This window comes from Glycomyces amatae (assembly GCF_020991375.1).
GTDB classification, from domain to species: domain Bacteria; phylum Actinomycetota; class Actinomycetes; order Mycobacteriales; family Micromonosporaceae; genus Glycomyces; species Glycomyces amatae.
Genome location: NZ_JAJLQZ010000005.1, coordinates 135,183 through 151,588 on the forward strand (window position 1 = coordinate 135,183; position 16,406 = coordinate 151,588).

Annotated in this window: 14 protein-coding genes; 13 read left to right on the plus strand and 1 reads right to left on the minus strand. The window is 73.3% G+C overall.

What is annotated here, in order from left to right:
* Positions 1-18: 18 nt before the first annotated feature.
* Positions 19-438: a VOC family protein gene (locus LO763_RS09875; protein WP_230601807.1), complete on the minus strand. Its 420-nt coding sequence runs from the start codon at positions 436-438 to the stop codon at positions 19-21.
* Between the two features lie 222 nt (positions 439-660).
* On the opposite strand from LO763_RS09875, the gene LO763_RS09880 reads away from it, so the two are divergent.
* The 13 genes from LO763_RS09880 to LO763_RS09940 all read left to right on the plus strand — a co-directional run bounded on the left by LO763_RS09880 (position 661) and on the right by LO763_RS09940 (position 16,393).
* Positions 661-1,140: a pyridoxamine 5'-phosphate oxidase family protein gene (locus tag LO763_RS09880; protein ID WP_230601808.1), complete on the plus strand. Its 480-nt coding sequence runs from the start codon at positions 661-663 to the stop codon at positions 1,138-1,140.
* Positions 1,141-1,465: 325 nt separating this feature from the next.
* Positions 1,466-3,157 carry an ABC transporter substrate-binding protein gene (locus tag LO763_RS09885; protein ID WP_230601809.1) on the plus strand — a complete coding sequence of 564 codons (1,692 nt, stop codon included), beginning with the start codon at positions 1,466-1,468 and terminating at the stop codon, positions 3,155-3,157.
* Positions 3,158-3,162: 5 nt separating this feature from the next.
* Positions 3,163-4,137: an ABC transporter permease gene (locus LO763_RS09890; RefSeq protein ID WP_230601810.1), complete on the plus strand. Its 975-nt coding sequence runs from the start codon at positions 3,163-3,165 to the stop codon at positions 4,135-4,137.
* On the plus strand, positions 4,134-5,132 hold the full coding sequence (locus tag LO763_RS09895) for an ABC transporter permease (protein ID WP_230601811.1): 999 nt from the start codon (positions 4,134-4,136) through the stop codon (positions 5,130-5,132). Before LO763_RS09890 ends, LO763_RS09895 begins: the two co-directional genes overlap by 4 nt.
* Positions 5,129-5,983: an ABC transporter ATP-binding protein gene (locus tag LO763_RS09900; RefSeq protein WP_230601812.1), complete on the plus strand. Its 855-nt coding sequence runs from the start codon at positions 5,129-5,131 to the stop codon at positions 5,981-5,983. Before LO763_RS09895 ends, LO763_RS09900 begins: the two co-directional genes overlap by 4 nt.
* Positions 5,980-6,852 carry an ATP-binding cassette domain-containing protein gene (locus tag LO763_RS09905; RefSeq protein WP_230601813.1) on the plus strand — a complete coding sequence of 291 codons (873 nt, stop codon included), beginning with the start codon at positions 5,980-5,982 and terminating at the stop codon, positions 6,850-6,852. The genes LO763_RS09900 and LO763_RS09905 overlap by 4 nt, the downstream gene beginning before the upstream one ends.
* Entirely contained in the window at positions 6,849-8,132 is a 1,284-nt protein-coding gene (locus LO763_RS09910) for an alpha/beta fold hydrolase (RefSeq protein WP_230601814.1), read from the plus strand. The genes LO763_RS09905 and LO763_RS09910 overlap by 4 nt, the downstream gene beginning before the upstream one ends.
* Positions 8,129-9,568: an aminopeptidase P family protein gene (locus LO763_RS09915; protein ID WP_230601815.1), complete on the plus strand. Its 1,440-nt coding sequence runs from the start codon at positions 8,129-8,131 to the stop codon at positions 9,566-9,568. Before LO763_RS09910 ends, LO763_RS09915 begins: the two co-directional genes overlap by 4 nt.
* Entirely contained in the window at positions 9,565-12,495 is a 2,931-nt protein-coding gene (locus tag LO763_RS09920; protein ID WP_230601816.1) for a beta-L-arabinofuranosidase domain-containing protein, read from the plus strand. Before LO763_RS09915 ends, LO763_RS09920 begins: the two co-directional genes overlap by 4 nt.
* A 106-nt stretch (positions 12,496-12,601) precedes the next feature.
* Positions 12,602-13,282, plus strand: coding sequence for a GntR family transcriptional regulator (locus LO763_RS09925; RefSeq protein ID WP_369431955.1), 681 nt, complete (start codon positions 12,602-12,604; stop codon positions 13,280-13,282).
* A gap of 78 nt (positions 13,283-13,360) precedes the next feature.
* Positions 13,361-14,554 (plus strand): NAD(P)/FAD-dependent oxidoreductase, encoded by a 1,194-nt coding sequence (locus LO763_RS09930; protein ID WP_230601818.1) that lies wholly within the window; start codon positions 13,361-13,363, stop codon positions 14,552-14,554.
* Entirely contained in the window at positions 14,551-14,889 is a 339-nt protein-coding gene (locus LO763_RS09935) for a (2Fe-2S)-binding protein (RefSeq protein ID WP_230601819.1), read from the plus strand. Before LO763_RS09930 ends, LO763_RS09935 begins: the two co-directional genes overlap by 4 nt.
* 76 nt (positions 14,890-14,965) lie before the next feature.
* Positions 14,966-16,393, plus strand: coding sequence for an FAD-dependent oxidoreductase (locus LO763_RS09940; protein ID WP_230601820.1), 1,428 nt, complete (start codon positions 14,966-14,968; stop codon positions 16,391-16,393).
* Positions 16,394-16,406: the final 13 nt, after the last annotated feature.

Genomic DNA, 16,406 nt, shown 5'->3' on the forward strand with positions numbered 1-16,406 from the left:
GGGGAGCCTCCGATCGACTCAACCTTCAGGGACGATGCGGGCGGGGGCGACCAGTTCGACTTCGAACCCGTCCTCGTTCTCCAGGTAGGCCGCGTAATGCCCCTCGCCCCCGGCGTAGGGGTGCCGGTCGGCGAACATCAGGGCCCATCCGCGGGTCGCGGCCGCTGCCACCAGGCGCTCGACCTCCGCCTCGTCCCTCACATGGAACGCCAGGTGGTTCAAGCCGGGCGCGGTGCGCTCGTGGCGGCCGCCGGCCATCGCCGGGGACTGCTCCACCACGAGGTACGTCGGCCCCAGCCGCCAGCTGCGCCCCGCGCTCCACTCCTGGAAGCGCTCGTACCCCAACTCCTCGAGCAGCCACCCGAACGCGGCGACGGCCCGGCCGAGGTCGGGCACCCACAGCTCGACGTGGTGGAGGCGTCCGTGGGCGTCGGTCATGGCCGCAACGCTACCGCGCCCGCCGGGGCCCGATCGATCCACTCTGAGCTGCGAAGACGCCGCCCGCGAAAAGAATCCCGGGCCGCCGCGATGAATCCGCGGAGCCGGGCTCGTCGGTATTGCGGGGCGGCGTTCCGCCGCGCCCTCCGCCATGCGACCGACGGGAGCGCCCATGGGCAGCCGCACACCGCGATCCTCGACACCGACCGCCGGGGCGGCGCGATGAGCGGGCAGGAGCGCCTCGCGGCGCTGGCCCGCGAGATCATCGACGCCAACAAGTACATGACCCTGGCGACCGCCGGCGCCGACGGCTCGCCCTGGGCCTCGCCGGTGTTCTTCACGCCCGACGGCTACCGCCGCCTCTACTGGGTCTCCTCGCCGACGGCCCGGCACTCGCGCAACATCTTCGACCACGCGGCGGTCGCGATCGTCGTCTTCGACTCCCAGGCCCCGATCGGCGAGGCGGGCGCGGTCTACATGCGCGCCACGGCCGGGGAGGTCCCCGAAGCCGAGGTCGAGGCGGCCGCCGAGCGCTACGCGTCCCGCTTCCCGGAACTGAAGTACTTCGCGCCCGAGGAGCTGCGGGCCCCGGCGCCGTACCGGCTCTTCCGCGCCGAGGTCGCCGAGCACTCGGTGCTCGTCCGGGGGAGCGACCCCGAGTTCGGCACCGGCGTCGACTCCCGCCGGACGGTGGTCCTCTGACGCTCCGGCGCCGGAGCGTCATTTTTTCTTGGCCCCGCCGCCTTGACGAGTTCCCTCAGAATCAGTAATGTGTGATATGTTACTGCGCCTCCTAGGCGTGTGAACACCCTGTTGAACTGGGGATTCGCTCGTGTCCGACCCCGAGGGCACCGGCCGGTCCCGGCCTCCTGCGGCACTCGCGGCGGAGGCGCATGAACGATTCAGTGATATATCACATGTCACATACCACAGCGCCGGAGGCGCGGATGGACGACGAACGAGGCGGGACCACCGGCCTCCCCATCACGCCGTCGAACCGCGCGAAGCACCGATAAGGAACTCCCTCATGGCAACACGAACCACCCGCGCGGCGGTCGCCGTCGCGGCGGCGGCGCTCCTGCTCACCGCCTGTACGAACGGCGGGTCCGACGAGGCCGCAGGCGGCAGCTCGACCGACACCCCCGCCGTCGGCGGCACCGTCCACATGCTCCAGAACGCCGACTTCTCCTACCTCGACCCCGCGCGGGGCTTCGACGGCGGCGTCAACGCGTTCTACCGGCTCGTCTACCGCGGCCTCACCATGCAGGCCGCCGGGGACGCCGAGGACCCGAACGCCATCGTCCCCGACATGGCCGAAAGCCTCGGCACGGCCTCCGAGGACGGTCTCACCTGGACCTACACCCTCAAGGACGGCCTGAAGTTCGACAACGGCGACCCCATCACCTCCGCTGAGGTCGCCTTCGGCATCTCCCGCGCCTGGGACCCCGAGATCGGCATCGGCTCCCCGTGGCTCAAGAACACGGTCGAGGCCCCCGAGGACTACCTCGGCCCGTACCAGTCGGGCGAGCACCCCGGCATCGAGACCCCCGACGAGGGCACCCTCGTCTTCCACCTCAAGACGCCGTTCCCCGAGTTCGACAACGTCCTCGCCCAGCCCAACGCCGTGCCCTTCCCGGTCGGCAGCGGCGCCGGCGACGAGTTCATCAACGACATCGTCGCCTCCGGGCCCTACACCCTCGACACGTACACGCCCGGCAGCCTCATCAAGCTCGTCCGCAACGAGCACTGGGACGCCGAGACCGACGAGGTCCGCAAGGCCTACCCCGACGCGTGGGAGTTCGAGATCGGCCTCGACGGGGCCACGATCGACGAGCGGCTCATGGCCGGCCAGGGCAGCGACGTCAACGCCATCTCCGGGAGGATCCAGGCCGCGACGCTCGCCCGCGTCCAGACCCCCGAGCTCCAGGACCGGCTGGTGACCTCGCCCGCCTACTGCACCACCTACATGGGCATGAACACCACCAAGGCGCCCTTCGACCAGGTCGAGGTCCGCCAGGCCATGAACTGGGCGATCGACCGGACCTCCCTCCAGACCGCCTCGGGCGGCAACCAGCTCGCCGACCCGGCGACCACGATCATCCCCGAGGCCGTCAGCGGCCACAAGGACTTCGACCTCTACCCGAGCGACGACTACTCGGGCGACCCCGAGAAGGCCCTCGAACTCCTCGCCGAGGTCGGCCTGGAGGACGGGTTCTCGTTCACGCTCGACATCCGCTCGCAGCCGATCATGCAGGCCCAGGCCGAGTCGATCCAGCAGTCGCTCGCGGCCGTCAACGTCGACGTGAAGCTCAACGTCATCGACACCTCGACGTACTACGAGACGATCGGCACGCCCTCGCAGCAGTCCGACGCGGCCATCACCGGCTGGTGCCCCGACTGGGCCTCCAGCGCCAGCACCATGGTCCCGCCGCTGGTCGACGGGCGCCTCATCACCGACAAGGGCAACACCAACCTCGCGCAGATCGACGACGAGGCCGTCAACGCCCGCATCGACGAGATCAAGGCCATGACCGACATCGCGGCGGCCAACACCGCCTGGGGCGAGTTCGACGAGGAGGTCATGGCCCTCGCGCCGATGGCCCCGCTCCTGTGGGAGAAGGGCGTCTTCCTGCCCGGCGAGAACATCGCCGGCTACCACCCCAGCTCCAACATGACCGACCTCGCGATCATCGGTCTCAGGGACCCGTCCCAGGGCTGACGCTGATGACCTTCACTCCGACCGAACTCGAAGTCGAAGGCGCGGCGGGCGGCGAGACGGCGGGCGAACCCGCGCCGTCCTCGCCGCCCGCGTCGGGGCGACGCCTCGTCCGCGCCTTCCTCCGCGACCGCGCCGCGGTCGCCTGCAGCGCCTACATCCTCCTCGTCGTCCTCATGGCCGTCTTCGCCCCGCTCCTGGTCAAGCTCAGCGGCTACGGCCCGCTGGAGTTCGACCAGGGCGCCGTCGACCCGAACCTGGGCGGGCTCCCGCTCGGGTGGGGCGGCGGGATCGGCGCCGACCACTGGTTCGGCGTCGAACCCGGGAACGGGCGCGACATCTTCGCCCGGATCGTCTACGGCGCCAGGGTGTCCATGACGATCGCGCTCCTCGCGACCGCCCTCACCAGCGTCCTCGGCGTCGTCTTCGGCCTCGTCGCCGGGTACTTCGGCGGGCGCGTCGACATGGTGATCTCCCGCGTCATGGAGTTCCTGATGGCCTTCCCGGCCCTCATCTTCATGATCGCCGTGCTCTCGGCCCTGCCCGCGGACAACCGGCAGGTCCTGCTGGTCGTCGTGATCTCCTTCTTCGGGTGGCCGTACCTGGCCCGGATCGTGCGGGGCCAGACCATGTCGCTCAAGCAGCGCGAGTTCGTCGAGTCCGCGAGGGCCTCGGGCGCCTCCAGCGCCCAGATCATCTTCAAGGAGATCCTCCCGAACCTCTCCTCCACCATCATCGTCATGACCACGCTCGCGGTGCCCGGCTACGTCGGCACCGAGGCGGGCCTGTCGTTCCTCGGCGTCGGCGTCGTCCCGCCGACCCCCTCCTGGGGCCAGATGATCGCCAGCTCGGTCCCCTGGTACGCGGTCGACCCCGCCTACTTCCTGTTCCCGGGCGCGTTCCTGTTCCTGCTCGTGCTCTCGTTCACCGTCCTGGGGGACCGCATCAAGAAGATCGTCGAGTCCGGGGAGGGCCGGGCATGATCCGCGTCCTCGTCAACCGCCTGCTGGGCATGGCCGTCGTGCTGTTCCTGGTGTGCGCGTTCACCTACGTGATCTTCTTCGTCCTCTCGCCGGACCCGGCGGTGCAGATCTGCGGCAAGAACTGCACCCCCGAGGCCATCGACCAGATCCGCGCGAACCTCGGCCTCGACCAGCCGTTCTGGACCCAGTTCTGGACGTTCCTCGGCGGCCTGTTCGCCGGGCGCACCTACGGGACGGGCGCCAACGCCATCGAGTGCGTCGCGCCGTGCCTCGGCTACTCGTTCCAGTCGAGTCAGCCGGTCACCGACATGATCCTCCAGCGCCTGCCCGTCTCGGTCACCGTCGCCGTCGGCGCCGCCGTGCTGTGGCTCCTCGCGGGCGTCTCCGCCGGCCTGGTCAGCGCCGTGCGCGAGGGGAGGTTCGCCGACCGGTTCATTGCCGGCCTCACCCTCACCGGCATGTCCGTCCCGAACTACGTGCTCGCGCTCTCGCTCCAGTTCCTGCTGGTGGTCACCCTCGGGTGGCTCCCGTTCCCGCAGGCGGTCGCGTTCGGCGACGACCCCGGCCAGTGGTTCGCGAACTTCCTCATGCCCTGGATCGTGCTCTCCATCGGCGCCGCGGCCGTCTACACCAGGCTCACCCGCGCGAACGTCATCGAGACGCTCCAGGAGAACTACGTCCGCACCGCGCGGGCGAAGGGCCTCAGCCCCGGCCTGGTCTGGCGGCGGCACGCCCTGCGCCCGGCCCTGACACCGATCGTCACGATCTTCGGGATGGACTTCGCCGGGCTCCTCGGCGGCGCCCTCATCACCGAGACCGTGTTCGGCCTCAACGGCGTCGGCAAGCTCGCCGCCGACTCCATCACCAAGAACGACCAGCCCGTGATCATGGGCGTCACGCTCCTGGCGGCGTTCCTCGTCGTCGTCGGCAACATGGTCGTCGACCTGCTCTACACGGCCATCGATCCGCGCGTGCGGGTGGGGAGCTCGGCATGACAGCGTCTCATGAGGACGAACGGCCGCTGCTGCGCGTCCGCGGCCTCACCGTCGCCTTCCCCACCGCGGCGGGCGCCACCGAGGTCGTCAAGTCCCTCGACTTCGACCTGGCCCGCGGCGGCGCGCTCGGCATCGTCGGCGAGTCCGGCTCCGGCAAGTCCATGACGAGCCTCGCCATCATGGGCCTGCTCCCCAAGGGCGCCGAGAGGACCGGGTCCATCGAGTTCGACGGCGCCGAGCTGACCGCCCTGAAGGAGCGTGAGATGCAGGCCGTCCGCGGCGACCGCATCGCGATGGTCTTCCAGGACCCGCTCTCCTCGCTCAACCCGTACTACACCGTGGGCACCCAGATCGCCGAGGCCTACCGCTCGCACCGCACCGGCGTGACCCGCCGCCAGGCGAGGCGGGTCGCGATCGAGGCGATGGAACGCGTCCACATCCGCGACGCCGCCCGCCGCGTCGACCACTACCCGCACCAGTTCTCCGGCGGGATGCGCCAGCGCGTCATGATCGCGATGACCCTCAGCATGGAGCCCGACCTCATCATCGCCGACGAGCCGACCACCGCGCTCGACGTCACCGTGCAGGCCCAGATCCTCGACCTGCTGGCCGAGATCCGCCGCGACACCGGCGCGGGGCTCATCCTCATCACCCACGACCTCGCCGTCGTCAGCGAAGTGGCCGACCACCTCGTCGTCATGCGCGAGGGCGACCTCGTCGAGCAGGGCACCGCCGAGCGCGTCTTCTGCGACCCGCGCGAGCCCTACACCCGGATGCTCCTCGACGCCGTGCCGCGCATCGACGACGAGATCGGCCTGCTGAAGACCACCACCGCCGAGGAGGACCGATGAGCGACGCCGCCGAGCCCCTGCTGCGGGCGACCCGCCTCGTCAAGGAGTTCAACGTGCACGGCGGGGGGCTGCTCGGCCGGACCGCGAAGCTGCGCGCCGTGGACGACGTCTCCCTCGAGGTCCGCGCCGGCGAGACCCTCGCGCTCGTCGGCGAGTCCGGCTCGGGCAAGTCGACCACCGCCCGCCTCGTCGCCCGGCTCGTCGACCTCACCTCCGGGGACATCGAGTTCGCCGGCCGCCCGGTCCACGCCCTCACCGGGAAGGCCCTGCACGCCTACCGGAGCGAGGTCCAGATGGTCTTCCAGGACCCGTACTCCTCGCTCAACCCCAAGCACAGCGTCGAGCGGATCGTCACCGCGCCGCTGGTCTACCAGAAGCGCCCGGTGCCCGGCGGCGCCCGCGCCTTCACCAAGGCCCTCATGGAGCGCGTCGGCCTCAACCCCGACCACTCGGCCCGGTTCCCCGCCCAGTTCTCGGGCGGGCAGGCCCAGCGCATCGGCATCGCCCGGGCCCTGGCCGTCGCCCCGAAGCTCATCATCGCCGACGAGGCGGTGTCCGCCCTGGACGTCTCGGTGCAGGCGCAGGTGATCAACCTGCTGCGGCGCCTCCAGGACGAGGAGGGCTTCAGCTACCTGTTCATCGCCCACGACCTGGCCGTCGTGCGGCAGATCGCGACCCGGGTCGCGGTCATGAGCGAGGGCCGCATCGTCGAGACCGGCGACCGCGACCAGGTCTTCGAGGAGCCCCGCGACCCGTACACGAGGAAGCTCCTGGCCGCGGTCCCGCGCATCAGGCCAGAATGGGACGCCGCGCGGCGCCGCAACGAGGCGGCCCGCCTGGAGCGCGAACGGCAGGAGGCCGACCGATGAGCGAATCGCAGTATTCGATGCCGGGCATGTGGGTGCGCGAGCGCACCGTGAGCGTCCCGCTGGACTGGGACGACCCCGGCCGCGGCGACATCGAGGTGTTCGTCCGCGAGCTCGTGGACCCCGACAAGCGCGGCGACGACCTCCCGCTGCTCACCTACCTGCAAGGCGGCCCCGGCGGCGCCAACCCGCGCCCGCTGGAGCCGGGCGGGTGGATCGAGGAGGCCCTGGAGCGCTACCGGGTCGTGCTGGTCGACCAGCGCGGCACCGGCCGCAGCACCCCGGTCGACGCGCAGGTCGTCGCCGAGCTCGGCGACGCGGGGGCGGACTACCTGTCCTGCTTCCGCGCCGACTCGATCGTCCGCGACCTCGAGCACGTCCGCGACCGCGTCTACGGCGGACGGAAGTGGGCGACGCTCGCGCAGAGCTACGGCGGGTGGCTCACCCTCGCCTACCTCTCGCACGCCCCCGAGGCCCTGGCCGCCTGCTACGTGTGCGGCGGCATCCCCGGCAACCCCATGAGCGCCGACGAGGTCTACCGGCGCACCTTCGACCGCGTCGCGGCCAAGACCGCCGAGTACTACCGCCGCTACCCCCAGGACGCCGAGCGGGTCGCGGCCATCGCCGACCGGCTCGCGGCCGAGCCCGTGCTGCTGCCGGACGGCGACGTGCTCACCGTGCGGCGCTTCCAGTCCCTCGGCATCGACTTCGGCATGAAGCCGGGCTACGAGCGGATGCACTGGCTGGTCGAGGACGCGTTCATCCGCGAAGGCCGCCTCTCGGAGGGCTTCCTCGCCGGCGTGCTCGCCCGCACCTCCTCGGCCGCCAACCCCCTGTTCTGGACCCTCCAGGAGTCGATCTACGGCGACGGCCCGAACGGCCCGACCGCCTGGGCCGCCCAGCGCGAGCGCGACCGGCGCCCCGAGTTCGGCGAGGACCGGCGCCCGCTGCCGTTCACCGGCGAGATGGCCTTCCCGTGGATGTTCGAGGAGGTCCGGCTGCTGCGCGGCTTCGCGCCCGCCGTGCGCGCCCTCGCCGAGCGCCGCGAATGGAGCCCGGTCCTGGACCCCGACCGCCTGGCCGCCAACGAGGTCCCCGTGGCCGCGGCGGTCTACTTCGACGACATGTACGTCGACTCAGGCCTGCAACTGGACACCCTCAAGGGCCTCGGCAACGCCCAGGCGTGGGTGACCAACGAGTTCGAGCACGACGGGATCGGGTCGGGCCGGGTGCTCACGCGCCTGCGCGAACTGGTCCGCGACCGAGGAGGAGAACGGCGATGACCGACACCGGACGACCCCCCTACGCCGGCACCCGCTACCCGCGGCTGGCCGAAGTCCCCGCGTTCACCGAGTTCATCGCGCGCGACTGGGGCGCCGCCGCCGTGGAGGCGACCGCCGTGGAGGGCGCCGCCGCCGCGGCGGCCGACCACCGCCGCCGCCTGAGCGAGCGCCTGCCCGGCCAGGCGATCGTGGCCGCCGCCGGGACCGCGCGCGTCCGCAACGACGACTGCGACCACCTCTTCCGTGCCGACAGCGACTTCACGTGGCTCACCGGCTGCCAGACCGAGGCCGCCGTCCTCGTCATGACCCCCGTGCCCGGCGGGCACGACGCCCGGCTCTACCTGCCGCCGCCGCTGCGCCCCGGCGACACCGGGTTCTTCGCGAACGCCGCCCACGGCGAACTGTGGGTCGGCGCCTCGCCCGGCCTGAAGGAGTGGGCCGAGGCGCTCCAGATCGACGTCGAACCCCTTGCCGCCCTTGACGGCCGCAAGGACCTCGCGGGCGCGCTCGCGACCCCGGCGGTGGGCGCGGCGCTCCTCGAGCGGCACGGCCTCGAGCCTTCACCGCTCCTGGGCCGCCACCTGTCGCGGCTGCGGATGGTCAAGGACGCCTGGGAGGTCGACCAGCTGCGCCTCGCCGTGGACGCCACCGTGGACGGCTTCGCCGCCGTCGCCGAGGAGGTGCCGCGGGCGATCCGCGACGGCCTCGGCGAGCGCTGGCTCCAGGGCACCTTCGACCGGCACGCCCGCACCTTCGGCAACGGCCCCGGGTACGCCACCATCGTCGGCTCCGGCCCGCACGCCCCGGTGCTGCACTGGGTCCGGTGCGACGGCCCGGTCCTGCCCGACGAGGTGCTCCTGCTCGACATGGGCGTGGAGACCCACAGCCTCTACACCGCCGACGTGACCCGCACGATCCCCGCGGGCGGCACGTTCAGCCCGCGGCAGCGCGAGGTCCACGACCTCGTCGAGCAGGCCCACCGCGCCGGGCTCGCGCGCATCCGGCCCGGCACGCAGTACCTCGACTTCCACTTCGCCGCCATGGAGGTCATCGCGAACGGCCTGCACGACTGGGGCCTCCTGCCGGTCTCGGTCGACGAGGCGCTCTCCCCGGAGGGCCAGCACCACCGCCGCTACCTCGCCTGCGGCATCGGCCACCACCTCGGACTCGACGTCCACGACTGCTCCAAGGCCGAGTACGAGGACTACATGGGCGCCGACCTCGAGGCGGGCGTGGTGATGACCGTCGAACCGGGCCTCTACTTCCACGCCAACGACCTCACGGTCCCACCGGAGCTGCGCGGCATCGGCGTCCGGCTCGAGGACGACGTGCTCGTCACCGAGACCGGCTCCGAAGTGCTCTCCGCGGGACTGCCGATCGACGCCGCCGGCGTCGAGCAGTGGACCGCCGAGGCCCGGGCGAAGGCGCTGCCATGACCACCGTGAAGCCCCTGGCGCGGCCGTTCCCGCTCGGCGCGGTCCGCGTGGACGGCGCGAGCGCCTTCGCCCGCGCCCGCGACGAGCTCCTGCACCTCGCCCGCGTGTACCCCGTCGACCGCCTGCTCGCGGTCTTCCGCCGCAACGCCGGGCTCGCCACCGGCGCCGAGCCGCCCGGGAACTGGGAGGGCTTCGGCCACCCCAACGAGGAGGCCTGGGGCGAGCGCGACTACCCCGGGCGCGAGCGCGCCCAGACGGCCAACCTGCTGCGCGGCCACTACGCCGGGCACTTCCTGTCGATGCTCGCCATGGCCGCCGCGGGCGAGGACGACCCGGCCCTGGAGTCGAAGGTGGACGAGTTCGTGGCGGGGCTGGGCGAGGTCCAGGCCGCCCTCGCGGCGACCGGCCGCTACTCCCATCCGGGCTTCCTCGCCGCCTACGGCGAGTGGCAGTTCTCCCGGCTCGAGCACTTCGCGCCCTACGGCGAGATCTGGGCGCCCTACTACACCTGCCACAAGATCATGGCCGGGCTCCTGGACGCCCGCGAGCTGACCGGCAGCGCCCAGGCCCTCGACATCGCCACCGCGATGGGCCACTGGGTCCACGGCCGCCTCTCGCGGCTCGAACCCGAACGGCGCCAGCAGATGTGGTCGCTCTACATCGCGGGCGAGTTCGGCGGCATGAACGAGACCCTGGCCCGCCTCGCCACCGCCGCGGGCGAACCGCTGTTCCTGGAGACGGCGTCCTTCTTCGACCAGGAGCGCCTGCTCGACGCCGGCGCGGCCCGCACCGACGTGCTCACCGACATGCACGCCAACCAGCACCTGCCGCAGCTGATCGGGTACGTCGAGCAGTACGAGCGCACCGGCGCGCGCCGCTACCTCGACGCCGCCGCGGGCCTGTGGGACCAGATCGTGCCCGGCCGCACCTACGCGCACGGCGGCACCGGCGAGAGCGAGCTGTGGGGACCGCCCGCCACGGTGGCCGGCGACATCGGCCACCGCAACGCCGAGACGTGCGCCAGCTACAACCTGCTGAAACTCGCCCGCAAGCTCTTCGCGCACACGCTCGAGGCGCGCTACATGGACTACTACGAGCGCACCGTCCTCAACCACGTCCTCGGCTCGCGCCGCGCCGTCCGCTCGGACACGAGCCCCGAGGTCACCTACATGTTCCCGGTGCACCCGGGGGCGCTGCGCGAGTACGACAACGTCGGCACCTGCTGCGGCGGCACCGGCCTGGAGAACCACCTGAAGTACCAGGACACGGTGTTCTTCGAGAGCGCGGACGGCCTCTGGGCGAACCTGCCCGTCGACGCCGAACTCCACTGGGCGGCAGCGGGACTGCGCGTCACGCAGCGGTCCGGCTTCCCGCTCGGCGAGGCGGTCTCGCTCCGCTTCGCCGAGCTCGGCGACGACGCGCACGGCGGCGCCGCGCCCGCGGGCCGGGAACGAACCGTCCGGTTGCGCGTCCCCGCCTGGGCCGCAGGCGACCTCGAACTGCGCTTGAACGGCGGGCCGACCGGCATCGACCCGGTCCCCGGCGAGTACGTGTCCCTCACGCGCGCCTGGCGTGCGGGGGACGAGCTGCTCCTCACCGCCCCGGTGTCGCTCCGGGCCGAACCCGCGGTCGACGATCCTCGCCTGTGCGCGCTCTTCCTCGGCCCGACCCTGCTGCTGGCGCGGTCGGAGGCCACCACCGGGCTCGCCTTCGGGCTCAACGGCCGCCGCGGCTTCGACGGCGGCCTCATCACCGGCCGGACCGGCACGGAACTCCTGGCCGAGCTCGCCCGGGAGGGCACGGTCGAACTCGACGGCGTCCGGTTCGAACCGTGCTGGTCGGGCGCCGACACCAGGTACCACATGTACGTGCGGTCCCACGACGCCGAGATCGCCTTCGGCGGCGTCGGCACCGGCGTGCCGAACCGGGTGCGCTCGGACGGCGGCACGTTCCTCGACGAGCTGTGGGAACCGGGCGCGTTCGGCGACCGGGAGGCCTTCCTCGACCGAGTGGCGGCCGTGGCCGCCCGGGTGCGGGCGGAAGGGCTCCTCGGCCGCGACGAACTCGCCGCAGTGCTCGCGGGGGCCGCGGCCTTCGACGGCGCCGCCGCGGCGGGACCGGTGCCCGAGCGGGCCGAGCGCGCCGACCGGCGCGTGCTGGTCGTCGAGCCGGGCGCGCCGCTCGCGCCGCTGCTCACCGCCCACGGGCTCACCGCCCACGGGCTCGCCGCCGACGCGGCCCCCGAGGCCGCCCCGGCGCACGGGCGACTCGAGTTCGCCGCCGCCTCCGACGCGGGCGCCGTCGCGGTGACCGCGTGGGCCCTGCCCGCCGACGACGGGCGCGTGCCGCCCGCCGTCGCCATCGAGATCCTCGAAGCCCCCGCTCCCTCCGGCTGGTTCACCACCGCGCCCACGGTGCGCCTGCGCGGCTTCGACGTCGACGGGACCGGCATCGAGGAGAGCGGCCCTGTCGGGACCGGTGCCGTCGAGACCGGTGCCGTCCAGACCGACGACGGGCTCCGCCTCGAACTGCGCGTCTCCGGCGGCGAATGGGCCCCCTACACGGCACCGGTGGTGATCGAAGCCCAAGGCGTGCAGCGCATCGAGGCGCGCGTCCACGACGCCGACGGCCGCACCGGCGCCACCGGCCGCGAGATCGCCGTGGACACGGCGCCCCCCGTGTCGCGCGCGACGGTGAAGGACCTCGGGTCGAGTGTGGAGATCACCCTCCACGCCGACGACGGCGTGTCCGGAGTGGAGCGCATCCAGTGGGAGGGCCCGGGCACGTTCTGGGGCACCTTCCAGGAGGCGTTCGTGCGGGCGATCGACGAGGGTCCGCAGGTGATCGAGTACGCCGCGACCGACCGGGCGGGCAACGAGGAGCCGCGGCGGCGGCTCGTCATACCCGGAAGGGACGGTTCACGGTGACGCCCCGAACGCGAAGCCGCGCGGACGGTGCGGTGTACGCTGCGATGCGACGGCGTCGGTCTCGGCCTTGCCCTCACAGCTGCGTTACCGAAGGGCGGACGGGAGAGTGACGTTGCCATCCATTCAGCGACTGGAACCTGGTCAGAGCCTGCGGGCGCGGGTCGAGCGGACCCTCGCGACCGCGATCATCTCGGGTGAGCTCGCCCCCGGCACGCTGCTGACCGTGCCGACCCTGGCCGAGCGGTTCGCCGTCTCGGCGACGCCCGTCCGCGAGGCGATGCTCGACCTCGAGAAGCGCGGCTTCGTCGAACCGGTGCGCAACAAGGGCTTCCGCGTCACGGCGGTGAGCGACGACCTCCTCAACGACATCGTCGAGATCCGGCTGCTGCTCGAACCCGACGCCATGGCGCGCCTCGCGCCGGTCTTCCCGGCCGACCGCCTGGAGGAGTTCCGGGCCCAGGCCGACGCGATCGTCAAGGGCGCCCGCGCGGGCGACCTCACCGCCTACCTGCTCGCGGACCAGCGCTTCCACCTCGATCTGACCTCGCTGCTGGGCAACGCGGTCCTGGTCGAGACGATCGCCGAGCTGCGCGCCCGCACCCGGTTGGTCGGGCTCGTCTCGCTGCTGGAGACCAGCATGCTCGACGTCTCGGCGGCCGAGCACCACCGGCTCCTGGACTACCTGGCGGCGGGCGACGCGGCCGCCGCGGAGGACCTGATGCGCCAGCACATCCGGCACGCCGTCGGCTGGTGGGCGGGCAAACCCGAAGCGGCCGAGGGGGAGTAGCCGGCCCGAGGCGGGGGCGGCGCCCTCGTCGCCACTATTAATATGTGACATATTACTGTTCGAGAAGGGAGTGGCCACATGCGAGCGGACGTCGTCGTCATCGGCGCGGGCATCATCGGAGCCGCCTGCGCGCGCGCCCTCGCGCGGGAGGGCAGGCGCGTCGTCGTGGTCGACCGCGGGGCCCCCGCGAGCGCGACCACCGCGCGCGGCGAAGGCAACCTCCTGGTCTCCGACAAGGCCCCCGGGCCCGAACTCGACCTCGCGCTCGAGGCCGCCGCGCAGTGGCCGCTCCTCGCCGCCGAACTCGCCGCGGAGCTCGGCGACGCGTTCCCCCCGATCGAGTACGAGCGCAAGGGCGGCATCGTCGTCGCCCTCACCGAGGCCGGCGCCGGACCGCTCCGCGCCTTCGCCCGGAGCCAGGCCGCCGCCGGCGTCGAGGCCCGCGACCTCACCGCCGCCGAGGCGCTGGCGCTGGAGCCCGACCTCAACCCCGCACTCACCGCGGCCGTCCACTACCCGCAGGACGCCCAGGTCCAGCCCGTCATCGCCGCCGAGGCCCTGCTCGCCTCCGCCCGGCGCGCGGGCGCCCGCGTGCTCACCGACGCGGCGGTCGTCGGCGCGTTCCGCGACGCGACCGGGCGTGTCACCGGCGTCCGCACCGACTCGACCCGGATCGACGCGGACGCCGTGGTCGTCGCGGCCGGGCCCTGGTCGGGCGCGGTCGCCGCGGCCCTCGGCGCCGACGTCCCCGTGCGACCGCGCCGCGGCACGGTCCTGGTCACCGCGCGGATGCGCCAGCGCGTGTTCCACAAGGTCTACGACGGCGACTACTTCGGCGCGACCCAGTCCGCCGACGCCGCGCTCCAGACCTCCAGCGTCGTCGAGTCCACCCCCGGCGGCACCGTCCTCATCGGATCGAGCCGCCAGCAGATCGGCTTCGACGACCGCCTCGACGTCGCGGTCCTCGCCCAGGTCGCCCAGAAGGCCCTGCGGCTCTTCCCGTTCCTGGAGACCGTGCCCGTGATCCGCTCCTACGGCGGCTTCCGGCCCTACATGCCCGACCACCTCCCCGTCGTCGGCGAGGACCACCGCCACCCCGGGCTCTGGTACGCGACCGGGCACGAGGGCGCGGGGATCGGCCTGGCGGGCGTGACGGGCGCGCTCCTGTCCGCGCAGCTCACCGGCGCCGAACCGGCGCTCGGCTCGGTGATCGACCCCGGGCCGTTCCAGCTCTCCCGCCCGAGCCTCGCCCCCCACCTGGAGGTCCCATGAGCGGCATCGTCCCCTGGCGGACCGACCCGATCCGGCCCGACGAGCCGGAACCGCTGCACCTCACCGTCGACGGCGAGCCCGTCGAAGGCGTGCGCGGGCAGTCGATCGCGGGCGTCCTCCTCGCGCAGGGCAGGACCGCCTGGCGCACCACCACCGCGGGCCGCCCCCGGGGCGTCTTCTGCGGCATCGGCGTCTGCTTCGACTGCATCGCCACCGTCAACGGCGAGAGCGACGTGCGCCTGTGCCTCAGAAGGGCCTGCGACGGCGACGCCGTCGAGACCCAGGACGACACGGTGCCCGCCCGGGACGACGCGCCGAAGGGGGACCGGCCATGACCAGCGCCCATCTGCGCCGGATCGCCGGCGGCGACGCCGTCGAGACCCGGGACGACGCCCCGGAAGGAGAACGGCCATGAGCAGCGTCCTCGTCATCGGCGCCGGCCCGGCCGGGCTCGCCGCCGCCGTCGCCGCCCGCGACGCGGGCGCGCGCGTCACCCTCCTGGACTCCGGCGACGGGCTCGGCGGCCAGTACTGGCGCCACCTCCCGCCGCAGCGCCCGAGCCGCCGCGAGGCCCGGCTCCACCACGGCTGGAGCGCCTTCGAACGCCTCCAGGGCCGCGTCCGCGGCGACGACGGCATCGAGGTCCTCACCGAAGCGCAGGTCTGGGCGATCGAGACCGCGGCGGCCGCGCGATCGGCCGGCGGACCCGCCATCGCCGCCCGCGTCCTCATCGGACCGAGCGACGCCGCGGGCCGCGAGTCCCGCCGCCTCACCGCCGACGCGGTCGTCCTCGCCCCCGGCGCCCACGACCGCACCCTGCCCTTCCCCGGCTGGCACCTGCCCGGCGTGTTCTCCGCCGGAGCCGCCCAGGCCCTCGCCAAGGGCGAGCGGATCGCCGTGGGCCGCAAGGCCGTCGTCGCCGGCGCCGGGCCGTTCCTGCTGCCGGTGGCCCAGTCGCTCACCAGCGCGGGCACCGACGTCATCGGCGTGTACGAGGCCTCCCGGCTCCCCACCCTCGCCCGAGGCTGGCTGCCGCACCCGCAGCGGCTCCTCCGCACCGCCCACAAGGGACTCGAACTCGCCGGTTACGCGGCCCACCACCTCGCCCGGCGCGTGCCCTACCGCCTCGGCCGCGCCGTGGTCGAGGCGCGCGGCGACGGCCGCGTCGAGGAGGTCGTCACCGCCCGCCTCGACGCCGACTGGGCCCCGATCCCGGGCACCGAGCGCACGGTCGCCGTCGACGCGGTCTGCGTCAGCCACGGCTTCACGCCCCGTCTGGAGCTGCCCATCGCCGCCGGGTGCGCCATCGGCCCCGACCGGTTCGTCCTCGTCGACGCCGACCAGCGCACCAGCGTCGGCGGCGTGTACGCCGCGGGCGAGATCACCGGCATCGGCGGCGTCGACGCGGCCCTCGTCGAAGGCCGCATCGCCGGGCGCCGCGCCGCCGGAGGCGAAGCCCCCCGGGCCGACCTGCGCCTGAGGCGGGCCACCACCGACCTCGCCCGGCGCATCGAGACCGCCCACGGCATCCGCTCCGGCTGGACCTCCTGGCTGCGCGGCGACACCGTCGTCTGCCGCTGCGAGGAGGTCCCCTACGGGCGGCTGCGCGCCGCGGCCGCCGCGACCGAGCAGACCGCGCTGCGCTCCCTGAAGCTCACGACCCGCGCCGGGCTCGGCATCTGCCAGGCGCGCATGTGCGGGCGCACCGTCGAGGAGCTCACCGGAGCCGACCCCTCGCGGAGCGCCACCGACACCTCCGACCGGCGGCCCCTGGCCGCGCCCATCCGACTCGGCGACCTCGCCGAGCTCGCCACCCCGCCGAACGGCGACAGTGCGTAGAAAGGCACCACCC

Coding starts and splice junctions, on each gene's coding strand:
- LO763_RS09930 (WP_230601818.1), top strand. CDS start 13,361: ATGCGAGCGGACGTCGTCGTCATCGGCGCGGGCATCATCGGAGCCGCC.
- LO763_RS09875 (WP_230601807.1), bottom strand. CDS start 438: ATGACCGACGCCCACGGACGCCTCCACCACGTCGAGCTGTGGGTGCCC.
- LO763_RS09900 (WP_230601812.1), top strand. CDS start 5,129: ATGACAGCGTCTCATGAGGACGAACGGCCGCTGCTGCGCGTCCGCGGC.
- LO763_RS09905 (WP_230601813.1), top strand. CDS start 5,980: ATGAGCGACGCCGCCGAGCCCCTGCTGCGGGCGACCCGCCTCGTCAAG.
- LO763_RS09920 (WP_230601816.1), top strand. CDS start 9,565: ATGACCACCGTGAAGCCCCTGGCGCGGCCGTTCCCGCTCGGCGCGGTC.
- LO763_RS09880 (WP_230601808.1), top strand. CDS start 661: ATGAGCGGGCAGGAGCGCCTCGCGGCGCTGGCCCGCGAGATCATCGAC.
- LO763_RS09895 (WP_230601811.1), top strand. CDS start 4,134: ATGATCCGCGTCCTCGTCAACCGCCTGCTGGGCATGGCCGTCGTGCTG.
- LO763_RS09890 (WP_230601810.1), top strand. CDS start 3,163: ATGACCTTCACTCCGACCGAACTCGAAGTCGAAGGCGCGGCGGGCGGC.
- LO763_RS09885 (WP_230601809.1), top strand. CDS start 1,466: ATGGCAACACGAACCACCCGCGCGGCGGTCGCCGTCGCGGCGGCGGCG.
- LO763_RS09940 (WP_230601820.1), top strand. CDS start 14,966: ATGAGCAGCGTCCTCGTCATCGGCGCCGGCCCGGCCGGGCTCGCCGCC.
- LO763_RS09935 (WP_230601819.1), top strand. CDS start 14,551: ATGAGCGGCATCGTCCCCTGGCGGACCGACCCGATCCGGCCCGACGAG.
- LO763_RS09910 (WP_230601814.1), top strand. CDS start 6,849: ATGAGCGAATCGCAGTATTCGATGCCGGGCATGTGGGTGCGCGAGCGC.
- LO763_RS09915 (WP_230601815.1), top strand. CDS start 8,129: ATGACCGACACCGGACGACCCCCCTACGCCGGCACCCGCTACCCGCGG.